The sequence below is a fragment of the Staphylococcus nepalensis genome (genome assembly GCF_002442935.1).
Lineage (GTDB): Bacteria > Bacillota > Bacilli > Staphylococcales > Staphylococcaceae > Staphylococcus > Staphylococcus nepalensis.
In genome coordinates this window covers 411,089-428,911 of the sequence record NZ_CP017466.1, presented here as the reverse complement: position 1 = coordinate 428,911, position 17,823 = coordinate 411,089, and the positions used below count along the sequence as shown (strand labels likewise).

Below are 17,823 nucleotides of genomic sequence, written 5' to 3'. Positions count from 1 at the left end.
AATGAAAAAATTAGTTCTACTCATACTCACTTTAATATTATCTGTTATTTTCGTAGGTTGTAGTAGAGAAGATGATATTACATTAAAGTCTAATCATCCCCCTACACAAACCGACAAAGATCAAATTGAAGTCATTACTAGTTTTTCTATGATTGAGGATATGACTAAGTCAATTGGTGGCAAACATGTAAAAGTCACAAATCTTGTGCCTATAGGTACTGATCCGCACGATTATGAGCCAAAACCAGACGACATGAAAGATATTGCACGCTCAGATTTAATTTTGTATAACGGGCTAAATTTAGAAGGCGGGGACAAAGGTTGGTTAGCTAAGGTTTTAGATACAACAGACTATCAAAAACGTAACGCTGTGGCCGTATCCAAAGATGTAAAACCTATGTATATTGGAGATGAGGATAATAAAGAAGTTAACCCACACGCTTTCATCGATCCTTATGTTGGAGAAAAAATGGTAAAGGCTATTACTTCCTCTTTAATACAAAAAAATCCTGAGCATGAAGCATATTTCAAAAAAAATGAGGCACGTTATTTAAAATCGCTACATGAGATTGAACGTGATTACGATAAAAAATTAAACAGCATCCCCAAGGATAATAAGGTATTCGTGACGAGTGAGCAGGCGTTCCAATATTTAACCTCACGCTATAATTTAAAAGAAGGTTATATTTGGGCCATAGATACAGAAGAAAATGGTTCTCCAGAACAAATTAAGAATTTAGTTCAATTTATTCACAGAAACAAACCTCCTGTACTATTTATTGAATCTAATGTAGATAAACGGCCTATGGAAACTGTTTCTACAGAGAGTAATGTTAAAATCTATCCTAAGCCAATCTACTCTGATGAAATTGGCAAAAAAGGCGAAGATGCAGATACTTATTTAAGTTATTTACGCTATAATTTAGAAGTGATATCCGATGGCCTAAATTCAAAAAATAAATAATTAGTATATATCTTAAGCCCTCATTAATTTATAATAAATTAATGAGGGCTTACGTTGTTTTACACCTTTATCTTAACGTGTTAATTATTTTATTGTGCCTGCATCTTTATCGTGTACACCATGACGATAGAAATCAAGATATTCTGGTTCTAATGGTTGTTTACCTCTAATGATATCTGCTGCTTTTTCAGCCATCATTAAGACAGGTGAATGAATATTACCATTAGTTGTTCGTGGCATCACTGAAGCATCTACAACACGTAAGTTTTCCATGCCATGAACTTTAAATGTTTCTGGGTCTACGACTGACATTTCATCAGATTTAGGCCCCATTCTACAACTACATGATGGATGTAATGCAGTTTCTCCATCACGTTTAACCCATTCTATAATTTCCTCATCTGTTTGTACTTCTGGTCCTGGTGAAATTTCTCCACCATTAAAAGGATCTAATGCTTTTTGCGATAAGATGTTTCTAGCTACTCTTATTGCTTCTACCCATTCACGCTTATCTTCTTCAGTTGATAAGTAGTTAAACACAAAGTCTGGTTTTTCAAATGGATCTTTAGATTTAATCTTGAGATGCCCACGAGAGTTAGAGTACATAGGTCCGACATGCACTTGATAACCATGAGCAGTTGGTGCTTTCGTACCATCGTATCTTACTGCAATTGGTAAGAAGTGGAACATTAAGTTTGGATAATCTACTTCGTCGTTTGAACGAACGAAACCGCCACCTTCAAAGTGGTTTGATGCAGCTGCACCTTTACGTCCCAGAATCCATTGCAATCCAATCAACGGCATTTTTAATTTATTTAAACTTGGTTGCATAGAAACTGGTTCTTTACATGCATGTTGCACATAAACTTCTAAATGGTCTTCAAAATTTTCACCTACACCTGGTAAATGCAAACGTGGTTCTACGCCAACTGAACGCAAGTGTTCTGAGTCACCAATACCAGACAATTGTAATAATTGAGGTGAGTTAATTGCACCACCTGATAAGATCACTTCTTTAGCGTTTACTGTATGCTCTTTTCCATTTTTCTTAAATGTAACGCCTGTTACTTTGTTCCCATCAAAATTTAATTTCGTAACGAATGCACGTGTTTGTACTTCTAAATTTTTACGTTTCATTGCAGGATGTAAATATGCTCTAGATGCAGACACGCGGCGTCCGTTATGTACTTGGCTGTCAAACGGTCCGAAACCTTCTTGACGGAAACCATTTACGTCTGGCGTTTTATTATACCCAGCTTCTACGCCAGCGTTAAAGAATGCTTGGAATAATGGGTTGGAAGCAGGTCCGCGTCTCAATTTAATTGGACCATGGTGACCGCGGTACGGATCATCTTTAGTCGCACCAAATGTAGTTTCTAAACGTTTGAAGTATGGTAAACAATGTGCATAATCCCAACTTTCCATGCCTTCTGGTTTAGCCCATTTTTCATAGTCCATTGGATTACCTCTTTGATAAATCATACCGTTAATAGAACTTGATCCACCCAGTACTTTACCACGTGCGTGTCCTACTTTTCTACCATCCATATGTGGTTCTTCATTCGTTTCGTAAATCCAATCATAAAGTTTATTGCCTGCTGGGTACATCAACGCGGCTGGCATTTGTATTAACAAATCCCAAGGATAGTCACTACGACCCGCTTCAAGTACTAACACACTATTAGATGCATCTTCACTTAATCTGCCTCCTAATACGGAACCGGCACTGCCGCCACCAATAATGATATAATCGTATGATTTTTTCATCTTTAATATAGCCTCCTAATGCTTAAATATTATTTTAATTTATAATCGTCTTTTATTATGCTTTACCAAACCAATTGACTGGTTCTGGATTTGTATTACGAAGAATATGTTTCTCGACTTGATATTCAGCTAGTCCTTCTTTACCTAATTCTCTACCGATACCGGATTGCTTATAACCGCCCCATGGCGCTTGTGCAAAGTATGGATGGAAATCATTGATCCACACAGTTCCCATCTTCAATTGATTCACAACACGTTCAGCTTTACTAATATCTTGAGTGAATACGCCACCAGCTAAGCCATAAATAGAATCATTCGCGAGTTCAATCGCTTCTGCTTCTGTGTCAAAGCCTTCGATTGTTACAACAGGACCAAACACCTCTTCTTGGACGATACGCATTGATGTATCACAATCAGTAATTACAGTTGGTTCAAAGAAAAAACCAGCTTTTAAATCTTCGCGCTCTGGTCGTTTACCACCGATAGCAATTGTAGCGTTTTCTGATTTAGCAACTTCCAGATATTTTTCTATTTTTTCTCTGTGTTCAGCAGAGATAACGGGCCCCATTTCTGTTTCAGGGTTAAAACCGTCTCCTAATTTAATATTTTTAATTCTTTCAATTAACGCCGATTCAAATTGATTTTTGATATCGTTATGAACTATAATTCTCGCACCTGCCGAACACACTTGTCCTGCATGGAAAAATCCACCATTTAAAGCTTGATCAACTGCAAGTTCAAAATCAGCATCTTCAAAAATAACATTTGGATTTTTTCCACCTAATTCTAGTGCCACATTGGTCACATGATCTGCAGCTTGTTTCATTATATGTTTACCTGTTTTAATACCACCTGTGAATGATACTAAGTCTACATCTTTATGTGAAGATAATGGCTCTCCAACTTCAGAGCCTTTACCTAAAACTAAGTTAATTACGCCTTTAGGAAAACCGACTTCTTCCATTAATTCAAATACACGAATTGTCGTTAACGGCGTAATTTCACTTGGCTTCATTACTAGGGAACAACCAGTTGCAAGTGCTGGAGCAATTTTCCAAGATGCCTGTAGTAAAGGATAGTTCCAAGGTGTAATTTGAGTTACAACGCCTACTGGTTCTTTGATAACTTTACTCTCAGTATTTGGAATCGGAGAATCAATGATTTCTCCGCCATCTTTGTCTGCTAATCCTGCAAAATAGTTAAATACATTTGCGATGTCGTCCATATCTGCATAAGATTCTTCTAGTGTTTTACCTGTGTCTAATGTCTCAAGTCTTGCTAGCTCTTCACGATGTGTTTCAATTAATCCAGCAATAGCATTTACTTTTTTACCTCTATTTTCGCTTGTTTCTTGAGACCATGTACCCTCTTCAAAAGCGCGTCTTGCAGCTAAAATAGCACGTTCACTATCTTCTGCAGTGCCTTCTGCTACTTCAAAAATAACTTCTTGGTTATATGGGTTTATGATTTTTCTCGTTTCTTTACTTGAGCTGTCTACCCATTCTCCATCTATATATTGACGACGGGACAAATGATTTACAAGTTCCATTAAAATTACCTCCGTTAAGTTTGTTAAATTTTTATTTAACGAATTTTATGAACTTTATGTTATCATAGTAATTGAAAAAGTGTCAAACGAGTTTAAAAATGATAGGGGTTTATACATGCATCTTCTTTAAATGCTATGTACACTATAATCAATCCCTATTTATTTAATTATTGAACTCAACAAGTATTTGGACGGAGGTGGACAATTGGTACATTCGAATAATCCTGATTACCAACTAGAAGAAGCGAAAGATATTGTTATTAACGCTATTGGCGAAACAATGGACCTTTATGGCATAAACAGAAGTGTAGGGAACTTATTTGGGACAATGCTCTTTGAAGATAGCATGACACTTGATGAAATGAGAGAACAGTTACAAATGAGTAAACCAAGTATGAGTGCTGGTGTTAAACGACTTCAAGAATACGATATCGTCAAACAACAGTTTACACGCGGTAGCAGAAAACAACACTTTATCGCTGAAAAAGATTTCTTTAATTTTTTCAGAAATTTCTTTTCACGCAAGTGGCGTAGAGAAATTGTTATCAATTCAGAAGGCGTGCACGATGCAGTAGCAATTCTTGATAAAATTATTGATAATGATAAAGCAGATGAAGCTACAATAGCTGAAGCAAAAGAAGTTAAACAACAATTACTTGATACTTTGCCTTATTATGAATGGCTAGAGCAATTAAGTGATGCGTTAGAATCCGGAGAAATTTTCAAATATTTTCCAATGCCAGAAAGAAAAGAATAATTAAGTTTCCGGAGCGGTATAGCATTTACATTTTTCACAAGTGGTTGCGTTGTCTTTTTCTATCAAAAATATACATGCTTATATGCTTATATAAGCACTCCCAGGACTATGCAGCGGATTACAACTACTGTTTATCTGCTAATAAAGGCCGAGGCATTTTATGTCCCGGCCTGTTTTATATTTATAAAGCATAAAAAATACTCCCTTCAATATTTTCACTTTTAAGTGTCCATTTTGAAAGGAGCATGCATCTTCAATATTTTTATTTTACGTTTATAAATTATCGTCTTCTTTTTTCTCTCTAACTTGAGTAATCCTCAACGAACGTCTTTCAACTTCTTTATATTTTTCAGCTCTGTTTTCTAACTTCAACCGATCTTCGGATAACGTCCTTAAGAAGGCAATCATCATCATAATAAAGACCACAAGCACAGGTACACTCGCCAATAAGGAGGCTGTCTTCAGCACTTCTAAGGCACGTTCCCCACCTACTAACATTAAAGCGAACGGTAATAAACATAAAGCAAATGCCCAATATAAACGATTTGCTTTTAATGGTTCTCCAATTACTTTTTTCTGTGAAGCTGATGCCAATATATATGACCCCGAATCAAATGTAGTTGCCAGGAACAAAATTGCAGAAATTAAAAATAACGTAATAATTACATTTGGAAACGGCAATTGATGTAACACTTCAATAATTGTTGCTTCTGTACTATGTGAATTTAAATATTGAATAACGTCAAATGCACCGCTGATTTGTAAATAAACAGCATAGTTCCCAAAAATACCAAAGAACAACGCACAGCCTAACGTGCCATATATCAATGTACCTAACACCAGTTCTTTAAGCGTACGGCCTTTAGAAATACGGGCAATAAATAACCCAATAAACGGCGCGTACACGATCCACCATGACCAATAGAATATTGTCCATTGTTGTGGGAACTTCGTTTCTTCACGTCCGCCGACTCCGCCAAATGGTTCAATCCATGTCGCCATTTGGAAAAAGTTTTTCACCATATTGCCTAAGCCTGTAATCGAGGTTTCCATTATAAAGACAGTAGGACCGACTATAAATACAAAACCAAGTAAAACAAATGACAATATCACATTCCAATCACTTAGAACTTTAATTCCTTTTTTCAATCCTGAATAAGAACTATAAGCAAATATCGCTGTGATCATTAACAGAATGGCACCACGCATTATCATGTTATCCCCATCTATACCTGTCAATCGCTCAATACCTGCTGCGATCATTGGGACACCCAGCGCTAAAGAAGTCGCAGCGCCGCCTAACAAACCAAAGATGAATATGATATCAACGACTTGACCAATAAAACCATCTGTCTGACTTTTTAAAATTGGTCGTAGCGTCTGACTTATTTTATAGATTGGTTTTTTCTTCACAAATATAAGATAACCAATACATAATGCTGGTAACACAAATGTTGCCCAAGCTATGGGGCCCCAATGAAACATGCCATACATTGTAGCATAGTTTAAAGCTGTATCAGTCATCCCTTCAGCACCATGAGGCGGATCCTGGTAATAGAAAGCCCATTCTATAATACCCCAATACAAAATATCAGAAGCAATACCAGCGCAAAATAACATCGCCGCCCAACTAAAATTATTAAATTCAGGCTTATCCGTTGCTTTACCTAACGTAACATTACCGTATTTACCAAATGCTATGTATAATACAAATATTAAAGTAGCTAAACCTATGATGAGATACACCGAGCCTATCGTACTTGAAACCGCATCATTCATTGTTGTGATAATGTCTTGACTGGCTTTAGGAAAAACCATCATTGGAATTACTGCAATAAGTAAAATTACGGATGACCCTATAAAGGTCGTCCAATCCATAACTCTATTATTTTTCAAAATTTGACACCCCTTATAGTAAATATTATGAAAAAAATCGCTAACTTATTTTTTTATCGTTAGCGAAACGATATATTAATTCACAAACATGAGCCTAACGAACTTTAAATAATAATGCAAATTACATTCAAAAACACGAGAGCCAAAAGATGAATATTTATATAATAATTATTATTAGCGTAGCTTTGGTATTTGCTACAATCACGGTGTTAAGTTTAAATTTAACGAATTTAACGAAAGAAACAAATTTATTTTATGTATTTTTATACTTTATTTTTGTATTAATATTAATTTTATATTTTTTGAAAAACTCTTATTTTTCAAGTTTCCGGGAATGTTTTTCCAGTTACATAATTCTCTTATTTTATTACAATCATATTGTGTGAATTAATCATTGCGCGTTGAGGAGTGGATAACGTGTAGCATTACTATAAATGATATTGGAAAAATGCGTTTGATTTTAACGGACGTGCTAGAAGAAAATAATTTTGGTTTCCCTTTTTAGTCAATATACTCATCACTCTCATATTAACTTTAGGCGTAAACTATATGCTTAAGGTATCTACGAAAATCAGTGACGTAATTGAAACTTTCTTCACCGTTATCATTATTTATCCCAGATTTTGCGTTAACTACGAGAGGTATGCATGATATTGGAACAACAATGGCTTTTCCAACTGTATTTGCAATCTTGTACATAATATCGAAAGTACAATTGTATATTACGTTTAGTAATGAGGTTTTTTCAATATTATACAACTTATTTTTGGTATTTGAGGTATCGTACTCTTTATTTTAAGTATCATTGCGCTGTTTTATATGTCTATGACTAGTGACAAAACTTCTAATCAGTACGGGTGGTCTCGTGTATAATGACTTAAGTGATAATAAAATTTGCTACATCCCCCCTTACATTTTAGTTAAATTATTTTATAATCGATATGTACTATATTTCTAACAAATGAGGTATTAATCATGGATAAAAATAAAATAATAAATTATTGGGATAAACGTGCTACTTCTTTTAGTGACGATAAACAAGCAGAATTAAAAAGTGAACATGCTCAAAGATGGCTAGATGAAATCAATCAAATTATTAAAATCAAGTCTGGCATGAAAATTTTAGATATTGGAACAGGTGCAGGCTTTTTAGCTATTTTATGCCGTCAACAAGGCGCACAAGTAACTGGCATTGATCTCTCCCCTGATATGATTCAATCAGCAAAACAAAACGCCTCACTTTTTGATCAGCAAATTCATTTTCAAGTCATGGATGCTGAAAACTTAAAATTTGATGATGCACATTTTGATTTAGTTATAGCTAGAAATGTCACTTGGTTACTACCTGACACGAAAGCCGCCTACCAAGAATGGCTACGTGTTTTAAAACCGAAAGGCAAACTAATCAATATTGACGGAAACTATGGCAAAGACTCATTTGTAGATTATAGTGATCTGCCAAGCGATCATGCACACAATACACTAGGTGATGAGATGTTACAAGAAAGCGAAGATATAAAGCAGAGTATTTCGATCAATCACTATGAAAGACCACAATATGATTTAGACATACTTCAACAAATCCATACGCAATCTATTCATCTAGATACAGATATCTACAAACGTATTTATAAATCAGAAGATGATTTTTATAATCCGACCCCCATATTTTTAATAGCAATTACGAAATAATTGAATATCTTAAGTGCCAAAATATTGCTAATGATATAGATTTTTTAATATTTTAAGTCACTCAAAGCCTAGAACTTGCGTTGTACCTTAATTTTTATCATACTATATATGTATAATAGCTAAAGGAGTGGTAAGAATGAATAAAGAACAATTAGAAAAGATGAAAAACGGTAAAGGATTCATCGCTGCATTAGACCAAAGTGGTGGCAGTACGCCTAAAGCGTTAAGTGACTATGGCGTTACTGAAGACCAATATAACAGCGAAGATGAAATGTTTAAACTCGTTCATGACATGCGTACTCGCATCGTTTCTTCACCTGCATTCAGCTCGGATAAAATTGTAGGTGCAATTCTTTTCGAACAAACGATGGATCGCGAAGTAGAAGGTAAACATACTGGTGATTATTTAGCTGATAAAGGCATTGTTCCTTTATTAAAAGTAGATAAAGGCTTAGCTGAAGAAAAAGACGGTGTACAATTAATGAAACCAATGCCAGATTTAGACGATTTACTAAGTCGTGCAAACGACCATAAAATCTTTGGCACAAAAATGCGTTCGAATATTTTAGAATTTAATAAAGCTGGTATTGATCAAGTTGTTCAACAACAATTTGAAGTTGCAAAACAAATTATTTCAGCTGGATTAGTTCCAATCATTGAACCAGAAGTAAATATTAACGCCGAAAATAAAGCTGAAATCGAATCATATTTAACAAGTGCTATTTTAGCTGAATTAAATAAATTAAATGATGATCAATTAGTTATGTTGAAATTAACAATCCCAACTAAAGCAAACCAATACCAAGAATTGATTGAGCACCCTAATGTGGTTCGTGTAGTTGCATTATCAGGGGGCTATAGTAGAGAACATGCTAATGAAGTATTGAAACAAAACAAAGGCTTAATTGCCAGTTTCTCTCGTGCGTTAATCAATGACTTAAATGTTAATCAATCAGATGAAGAATTCGATAGAATCTTAGGCGAAACAATCGAATCAATCTACGATGCATCAGTAAACAAAGTTTAATATAAATATATTAACACGCTAATATGTTTATATTTCCCGGGAAATCATCTGGGGTGAAATAGACGTATTTAATATAAAAGCATAGTCATTAATTATGAAATCCCCCTCGAACATCAAAGTTCATGTTGAAGGGGGATTTTTCTATTTAAAATGTTGCTGCTTTAGACGTGTATATGTCAAAACAATTGTTATACTTTTAGCACGTGCACTTTTATGACGCAAATGTCGCCCATATATTATAAACGTGATTCATTTTTACGTGCTATCATTTTTCGTTTAACATTGGGTAAACTACTTGGCCATCTGTTTCAATAATCGGCATTGCGCCCCATTTTCCTAACTCATGCTGTTCGTCATATACATTTTGTTGATGATGCAACATAATATGATATACTTTCCAATTATGCGCGCCAAGCCAATTACTAATAATTAACCTATGACAGCGTGCTGGATGTGACTCAGCACACATAATCGCTACCCGTCGATGACTTGCTAATTGCTGTAATGCTTTTATGCCTTCTTGAAATGTCTCTGTCAAACTATAGTCTGCATAATTATGAAAAGATTCATTTTTCCATGCTTCATTAATTTTTCTCCCTATAGTATCTGAAGATGTTCTTCTGCCCCCAAGGTTAGGCATTACACAATATTCTACTTTTGCCTCACCTAACCATTGTTTTAACATCTTCTCATTATATTGTGTATGTCGTTTACTCGTCCTAAATGCTCTTATATCTATAACTTCTTCTATGTTATATGCATTAAGCATTGTGATAAATTGATTTTGACTATAATTAGAATGACCTATAGTGTAAATGTCATACATCGTTCCCACTCCTTTTATTTAAATCTACCCTTCAATATATCCATTTATTTGAAATTTTCATAAATTTACTTATATAAATTCACTATAAATATTGAAACCGTCTAGCCACAAGAACAAACAAACTATATAATAATATTAATTTACAACATATCAACACATTTTTAAGGGGTTTAATATATGAAAACTTATTTACACAGATGGATTATTGAAGCTTTAAGCTATATGGCTTTAGGTTTATTTGGTTCTTTAATTATTGGATTAATCCTAGAAACACTAGGGGGACAAACACTGTTACTACAATTAGATTTGTCATTTTTATCTGAAATAGGTAAAGTAGCAATGTCTGTCACTGGGGCTGCTATAGGTGTGGCGATTGCTTACGGTTTAGGCGCAAAACCGCTGATTGTATTTTCTTGTGTCATTGTAGGGACATTGGGTTATACAACATTTGAAGGAGGCCCTGTAGGCGCTTATATTGCCACAGTCGTCGTGGTAGAGCTGAGCAAATTATACGCTGGAAAAACAAAAATCGATATTATTTTATCTCCTCTTTTAACTTTATTAATTGGTGGTTTTATTGCAAAAGCATTCGGTCCTGCGTTGAACCAATTTATGACTGGATTAGGAAATATTATTATCGTTTCAACAGAGCAACAACCTTTAATTATGGGCATCTTGGTTTCAGTGATTTTTGGTTTAGCTTTAACCGCACCAATTTCTAGTGCTGCGTTAGCGCTAATGCTAGATTTAAGCGGTTTAGCTGCAGGTGCTGCGACCATAGGATGTGCTGCACAAATGGTCGGTTTTGCAGTCACCGGATTTAAAGATAACGGATGGGGCGGCACGCTTTCAGTGGGTATTGGTACGAGTATGTTACAAGTTCCTAACATCATTAAACACCCAATGATTCTACTACCACCTACTGTCACAAGTGCCCTTGTTGCACCTATTATGACGACGTTATTCCCAATGACAAATAATGCTGCAGGCGCTGGTATGGGTACAAGTGGATTAATCGGTCAAATTATGACTATCAACACAATGGGTGGTTCATTACGTACTTGGGTATTAATATTCGTCTTTCATATCATATTGCCCGCAATCATCAGTTTTCTCCTCTATAAATTCTGTTTGAAAAAGCAATGGATTAAAGCAGGAGATCAACTTATTCACATTGCAAACTAACAATAAAAATCAAAGCCTGGGGCATATAACATGTCTCAGGCTTTGATTTGCTATTAGCAGTTGATTATTAAATGATAAATATCTTGATATCACGCTTGTATTTTTTCTTAATGTGCTTTTACGAATCGAGTCATAGAGAAATATTAAAAATAGATGGTTATACCATCGCTTTATTTTACGTTATTCTTTATTAATATGCGCATTAATAGGCACATCCATATCAGATTTTTTTGTCTGTGTTATATATAAAATTGCTGCTATTACATACCAAGCTAATACAATGAGCCATTCTGAAGGCCAAGCTAATGAGGATGGCATGCCCGGTAAATATATAGCTATAAACAAAACACTTAGAATAATAGCTATGCTGCCAACAATCTTCCCATTTTTAATACGGTATGGTCTGGGTAACTCAGGTTGAACCTTGCGTAATTTCATAAATGAAATAGCCACTAGTAAATAACCTAATACTACACCTATACCGCCAGCATTGACAATCCACACAAGCGCTGCTCTACCTAATAGTGGCGCAACAAATGCTAGTATACCAAGAAACAAAATACCATGTGTCGGTGTCTTATACTTTGGATGTATAAATGCAAACCACTTTGGAATCATTTGATTTTTAGCCATGGCATATAATATTCTACTACCGCCAATAATAAACGCATTCCAACTTGTGATAATACCAGCTACGCCGCCTAGCACAAGTAAGACACCAAACCCACTATGACCAAACAAATTGACCATTGCATCCGCTGTTGCTAAATTGCTGGCATTTAAAGCTTGAGGCGATAAACCTGTCGCTACACCAAAAACAATTAGTAAATAAAAAATAACAGAGGCAATAATCGACAATATTAGGATGCCGCCTATTTTCTTCGCTGGCGCTTTAACTTCTTCTGCAATTTGTGGAATCACATCAAACCCTACAAATAGGAAAGGGATCATCATCAACACTGACATCGTACCGCCTACACCATTTTCAAAAGGTTGTAAATGATTAAAGTTGCCGTTAAAACCTGCCCCGAAGACGAGTAACAAGCCTACACCTACTATAAAAATTGTAAAAACAGTCTGTATGATCGCTGCAGGTTTAACACCGAAATAATTGAGTGAAGTTAATACCACACTACCAAGTGAACCAATAATAACCCAAGTGAGATACACATCCCAACCGGCTACGTTCCACATTAATCCTTGATGTTGAAATGGAATAACGTAGTCAATAACGGTGGGTAAAGCGACCGCTTCAAATGTAATTACAGAAACATAGCCGAATAATACAGACCAACCAGATATAAACGCAATACCTGGGGAAAATGCTTTTTTAACAAAAACAAATCCTCCACCCGTTTCTGGAATTGCTGCAGCTAATTCTGCATATGTAAGTCCGATTACAATTACTAAGAAACCACCAAGTAAAAATGCTACAATACTACCTACAAAACCAGCTGTTGATACCCATTCTCCTGATAATACGACCCATCCCCATCCAAGCATGGCACCGATTGCAAGAAATAAGACATCAACAATATTCATCGTCTTATTAAATTGAGACTTCATTTAACATACCCCATAACATTCATCAATTTAAAAGTGAACCTATGAGATTGTGGTCAATAGTTTGACCACTTAATCTCATTATCACTCATTTATTATTTTAAACTTCTATGTCTTCCTTTGTTTATTAACAGCACTACTTTGTCGTCATCTTAAATGCCAATTGATAAATATTTTGTTTCTAAATACGGTTCTATGCCTTCTGTCCCACCTTCTCTACCATAACCACTTTCTTTCAAACCACCAAATGGCGCATGCGCTGCTGAAGGTCCGCCGTCATTCCATCCAATAACGCCATATTCTAATTCGTTATATAATTTTAAGCCAGTTCGATAATCATTTGTAAAGAAATAAGACGCCAATCCGAATTCAGTGTCATTAGCCATTTTTATCGCTTCATCTAGATCATCATAAACCATAACAGGTGCAACTGGCCCGAATGTTTCTTCATGCATTACTTTCATACCTAAATTTGCGTTAGAAATGACCACTGGCTTTAAGAAATTACCTTTTAATGATTGTATCTCATCAAGCGTACGTGATAGCTTACCACCTTTCTCTTGGGCATCCGTAATATGTGTCAGTACCTTTTTGACTGCATTATTATCAATTAAAGGACCAACTTTAACATCATCTTGTAAACCGTCACCTACTATTAGTGCATGCACTTTATCAATCAATTGTGCTGTATATTGTTCTGCAATATCTCGATGCACAAAGATACGATTAGCACAAATACAAGTTTGTCCAGCATTTCTAAATTTAGAATCAATTGTCCCTTGTACTGCCGCTTCAATATCAGCATCTTTATGAACAATTAAAGGTGCTAAGCCTCCTAATTCCATCGTTACATTCTTCACACTTTTGGCTGATTGTTCTATCAGTGATTTACCAACCGCTGTTGAACCAGTAAAGGTTAATTTATGGATACTTTCATGTGATGTGAAAATATCCCCAGCATCTTTACCTGAAGCAATAATATACGATATAGCATCTTTAGGTATGCCAGCTTTATGTGCAAGTTCAACCAGTTTAATCGTTGTTAATGGGGTTTTCACTGCAGGTTTACATATTATCGTACAGCCTGCTGCCAATGCAGGTGCCATCTTACGCGTTATCATTGCTGCTGGAAAATTCCAAGGCGTAATTGCACCGACTACGCCAACTGGAAATTTATCTATCACTATTTTTTTGGATGGCGTATTGGCAGGTATTGTTCGACCATATACTCTCTTTGCTTCTTCTGCATACCATTTAACGTAAGCATTAGCATAAGTTACTTCACCTTTTGCTTCATCTAAAGGTTTGCCTCCTTCTAACGTAATTAATTTCGCAAGATCATCTTGATGTTCATCAATCAGGTTAGCCCATTGATACAACTTTGCTGAACGTTCGTGTGCGTCAACTAATTTCCAATCTTGGAATGCGTCATTCGCGTGTTTAATTTGTGAATTGATTTCATCATGGTTCGTGTAATCCAAACGTTCTATAACTTCATTTGTAGACGGATTAAATACTTCTAATTGTGTCATTACGATTTCTCCTTTTCGATGATTTATATTATGAGGTATGACTTATCTATACCCTATATTTAAAAATAAATTTTTAACCGTTCATATGCGTTTGGGTAGTACCCACTACATTTAATGTATTGGTTAAAATGGATAAACCTTGTTGCAATTCATCTTCTGAAATGACTAAAGGTGCTAAGAAACGAATAACATTCCCTTTAATGCCAGCAGATAATAATAGCAAACCTTGTTCATTTGCCGTTTGAATAATTTTTCCGGTTAATGCTTTATCAGGTTCACCCTTCTGTTCATCAATAATTTCACAAGCAACCATAGCCCCAAGTCTTCGAATACGAGCTATATATGGATGCTGCTTTGCTATTTGATATAAGTAATCTTCAAGTTGCTCGCCTAGTTTTTCGGCTTTACTATTTAAATCTTCTTCTTCTATAATTTCAATGACTTTTAAAGCTGCTTCACATGCTAAAGGATTTCCAGCATAGGTGCCGCCTAGTTCTCCAGGTGCTGCACTATCTATCATTTCTGCTCTCCCAACCACACCGCTCAATGGAAAGCCTGCTGCTAAAGATTTAGATACTGTTATTAAATCTGGCTCAATACCAAAATGTTCAATCGCAAACGTTTTACCAGTTCTTGCAAAACCTGTTTGAATTTCATCTGCAACAAAAATAATTCCGTTAGCTTCACATATATTTTTAACAGCTGTCACGAATTTTTTATCAGGTATAATAAAGCCACCTTCGCCTTGTACTGGTTCCATTACAATACAGGCAACTTCACTTGGATCTACTGTTTCAATAAAAAAGTCATGTAATTTTTGTATTATTTGATCGACATAAGCTGCTTTCGATAATTCTTCAGATTTTTCAGAAATATTAGGGTATGGTGCTTGGTAAACAGCTGAGGCGAAAGGTCCAAATCCTAATTTGTAAGGCTTTACTTTACTCGTCATAGACATCGTCAAATTAGTACGGCCATGAAACCCTCTCACAAATGATACGACCGCTTGTCTTCCAGTATACTTTCTAGCAATTTTGACCGCATTTTCTACAGCTTCTGCACCTGAATTAAGCAAGATTGTTTTTTTAGCAAAATCACCTGGTGTAATTTCAGTTAACTTTTGCGCTAAATTTAAGTAACTTTCATACATAATGACATTGAAGCCAGGATGTATAAACTTATCTAATTGTTCTTTTAAATGTTTCGTTATTTTAGGATGTGTATGACCTACATTTAATGTACCAATTGCACCTGCAAAATCAATAAACTGATTACCTTCTACATCCGTGATGGTAGCACTCTGTGCATGCTCTGCAACATGTAAGTTGCCATTGCCTACACCACGCGCTACATATTGTTCCCTTTGTTTTTTATAATGTTCAAATTGATTTATCATCAATCATCCCTCCTTGTTAACTTAATTCAAGATTTACAGTTTCCTAAAAATTTAAGGGATTATTGGTATAGTGTAAAGAACCAGTTATATCACTTTAATGGTACCAGTTTATTCCCAGAGCACTTCCTTTAAGCGTCGTACAGCTTGGGGTATCTGTGCCTGTTTGATTTTTGAAAAACCTATAATAAGCGTTTTATTCGTCTTATTATTTTCAAGCGGTTCTACAGAAAATCGGTTTAACGTATAAAGTTCCAATCTTTTTTCTTTGGCACGAGATTCAATTTCAGCATAAGAATATGTGGTGTTGATTTCCACGATGAAATGCAAACCCGCGCGTGTATCTTTAACTTTAATATTATTTTTAAACACATTTGTTAGTTGTGCTATAAGGTATTCCCTTTTCTTTTCATATAAATGATGCATCTTTTTTACATATTTTTCATAATGTCCTTCTTTGATCATTAAATTTAATGTCAGTGCATTAATCATTGAGAAATCAGGTATCATATTTAAGTTCAACATCTCAAATTGTTTCACTAATTTAATTGGTAAAATCATATAACTCATCCGTAATCCAGGCATTAAAGTTTTAGAAAAAGTACCTAAATAAATCACACGTTCATTTTTGTCAAAACTAAACAATGAAGGTATATTATCTGTTTCATATTTAAATTCACTATCATAATCGTCTTCAATGATATAACTATGTGTTTCACTTGCCCAATTCAAAAGATTAATACGACGTGAAACAGGCATAATTGTCCCCATAGGAAATTGATGTGATGGTGTCACTATAACAGCGCCGGGTTGAACTTGTTTGATTTTATTAATCGATATACCTTTATTATCTAAAGAAATTGGTTCTAAATGTGCGTGTGTTTGTTTAATCAAAGACCTAAATCTTGAATAACCCGGGTTTTCTACTGCAATTTTTATACCCTTAGGTAATAGCTGCATGAGTTTTGTTAATAAAGTATTCGTACCAGAACCAATAACGATTTGTTCTGGATGACATTGTATGCCCCTTTGATAAGATACTAATTTAGCAATCGACTGCCTTAGCTCAACTGGGCCTTTAATATGAGGTATCGAAGATAAATAATTATCATAATTTTGAAATACACGTTTAATCAATTTAGTCCATAAATCGACTGGAAATGCTGCAATATCCGTACTCATATGTGAAAAAGAGTACTCAAAACTATCTTCAGTGGGAAGCTCTTGAACTTCCAAAGCGATTTGTGCATTTGGATCCACAATCAACTTGTCTAAAGGTTCAATAAAATATCCTTTTCGCTCTTCAGTATAAATGTAACCTTCTGCTAGCAATTGTTCATACGCAGCTTTCACACTATTCACGCTGATGTTTAAATATTTAGCCATATCCCTTTTTGAAGGTAATTTCTCACGGCTCTCATATTTGAATGCAAGTATATCTTCTTTTAATTGACTATATAATTGTCGATAAATATATTGACCTGCCTCACGTTGCATCCAATCCCCCCTTGTTTTCATTCTAATTTATAAATTTTTCCTCTTACATCGCTTACATTATTATAATAAAAACGAGAACGGGATAGAAATCAAAAATGCTAATTTGATTTCTAATACCCATTCTCGTTAGAATGATAAATGATTGAAATGCTGAGTTTTATCGCTCACCACACCA

The 17,823-nt window shown here is 35.1% G+C and carries 13 protein-coding genes; 5 read left to right on the top strand and 8 right to left on the bottom strand.

All coding sequences use genetic code 11. The features are described from left to right. Position 1 precedes the first annotated feature (1 nt). Entirely contained in the window at positions 2-964 is a 963-nt protein-coding gene (locus BJG89_RS01810) for a metal ABC transporter solute-binding protein, Zn/Mn family (RefSeq protein WP_096808262.1), read from the top strand. An 84-nt stretch (positions 965-1,048) separates the two neighbouring features. Here the strand turns inward: BJG89_RS01810 and betA are convergent, their stop codons facing one another. Together betA and betB are read right to left on the bottom strand one after the other, a co-directional pair. Next, positions 1,049-2,731, bottom strand: a complete 1,683-nt coding sequence (betA, locus tag BJG89_RS01805) for a choline dehydrogenase (protein WP_096808261.1) — start codon at positions 2,729-2,731, stop codon at positions 1,049-1,051. Positions 2,732-2,786: 55 nt separating this feature from the next. Continuing rightward, on the bottom strand, positions 2,787-4,280 hold the full coding sequence (betB, locus tag BJG89_RS01800) for a betaine-aldehyde dehydrogenase (protein ID WP_096808260.1): 1,494 nt from the start codon (positions 4,278-4,280) through the stop codon (positions 2,787-2,789). Positions 4,281-4,485: 205 nt separating this feature from the next. Here betB and cudC point away from each other — a divergent pair, with 205 nt between their 5' ends. Next, complete coding sequence (gene cudC / locus BJG89_RS01795; protein WP_096808259.1) at positions 4,486-5,037, top strand: choline uptake/conversion transcriptional regulator CudC; 552 nt, start codon at positions 4,486-4,488, stop codon at positions 5,035-5,037. A gap of 273 nt (positions 5,038-5,310) precedes the next feature. On the opposite strand, the gene BJG89_RS01790 is transcribed toward cudC, so the two are convergent. After that, a complete protein-coding gene (locus BJG89_RS01790) occupies positions 5,311-6,933 on the bottom strand; it encodes a BCCT family transporter (protein ID WP_096808258.1) in 1,623 nt (540 codons plus the stop codon). A 975-nt stretch (positions 6,934-7,908) separates the two neighbouring features. Here BJG89_RS01790 and BJG89_RS01785 point away from each other — a divergent pair. Both BJG89_RS01785 and BJG89_RS01780 read left to right on the top strand, forming a co-directional pair. Then, positions 7,909-8,625 carry a class I SAM-dependent methyltransferase gene (locus BJG89_RS01785; protein WP_096808257.1) on the top strand — a complete coding sequence of 239 codons (717 nt, stop codon included), beginning with the start codon at positions 7,909-7,911 and terminating at the stop codon, positions 8,623-8,625. A gap of 136 nt (positions 8,626-8,761) precedes the next feature. Further along, positions 8,762-9,652 carry a fructose bisphosphate aldolase gene (locus BJG89_RS01780; protein WP_096808256.1) on the top strand — a complete coding sequence of 297 codons (891 nt, stop codon included), beginning with the start codon at positions 8,762-8,764 and terminating at the stop codon, positions 9,650-9,652. A gap of 265 nt (positions 9,653-9,917) precedes the next feature. On the opposite strand, the gene BJG89_RS01775 is transcribed toward BJG89_RS01780, so the two are convergent. Further along, complete coding sequence (locus BJG89_RS01775) at positions 9,918-10,478, bottom strand: DUF488 domain-containing protein (protein WP_096808255.1); 561 nt, start codon at positions 10,476-10,478, stop codon at positions 9,918-9,920. Positions 10,479-10,655: 177 nt separating this feature from the next. On the opposite strand from BJG89_RS01775, the gene BJG89_RS01770 reads away from it, so the two are divergent. Further along, positions 10,656-11,663 carry a PTS sugar transporter subunit IIC gene (locus BJG89_RS01770; protein ID WP_096808254.1) on the top strand — a complete coding sequence of 336 codons (1,008 nt, stop codon included), beginning with the start codon at positions 10,656-10,658 and terminating at the stop codon, positions 11,661-11,663. Positions 11,664-11,843: 180 nt separating this feature from the next. Here BJG89_RS01770 and BJG89_RS01765 read toward each other — a convergent pair whose 3' ends face one another. The 4 genes from BJG89_RS01765 to gabR form a co-directional block, all read right to left on the bottom strand. Beyond that, on the bottom strand, positions 11,844-13,229 hold the full coding sequence (locus BJG89_RS01765) for an APC family permease (protein ID WP_096808253.1): 1,386 nt from the start codon (positions 13,227-13,229) through the stop codon (positions 11,844-11,846). Positions 13,230-13,378: 149 nt separating this feature from the next. After that, positions 13,379-14,758: an NAD-dependent succinate-semialdehyde dehydrogenase gene (locus BJG89_RS01760; RefSeq protein WP_096808252.1), complete on the bottom strand. Its 1,380-nt coding sequence runs from the start codon at positions 14,756-14,758 to the stop codon at positions 13,379-13,381. A 73-nt stretch (positions 14,759-14,831) separates the two neighbouring features. After that, a complete protein-coding gene (gene gabT / locus BJG89_RS01755) occupies positions 14,832-16,154 on the bottom strand; it encodes a 4-aminobutyrate--2-oxoglutarate transaminase (RefSeq protein ID WP_096808251.1) in 1,323 nt (440 codons plus the stop codon). Positions 16,155-16,262: 108 nt separating this feature from the next. Then, entirely contained in the window at positions 16,263-17,648 is a 1,386-nt protein-coding gene (gene gabR / locus BJG89_RS01750) for a MocR-like transcriptional regulator GabR (protein WP_096808250.1), read from the bottom strand. Positions 17,649-17,823: the final 175 nt, after the last annotated feature.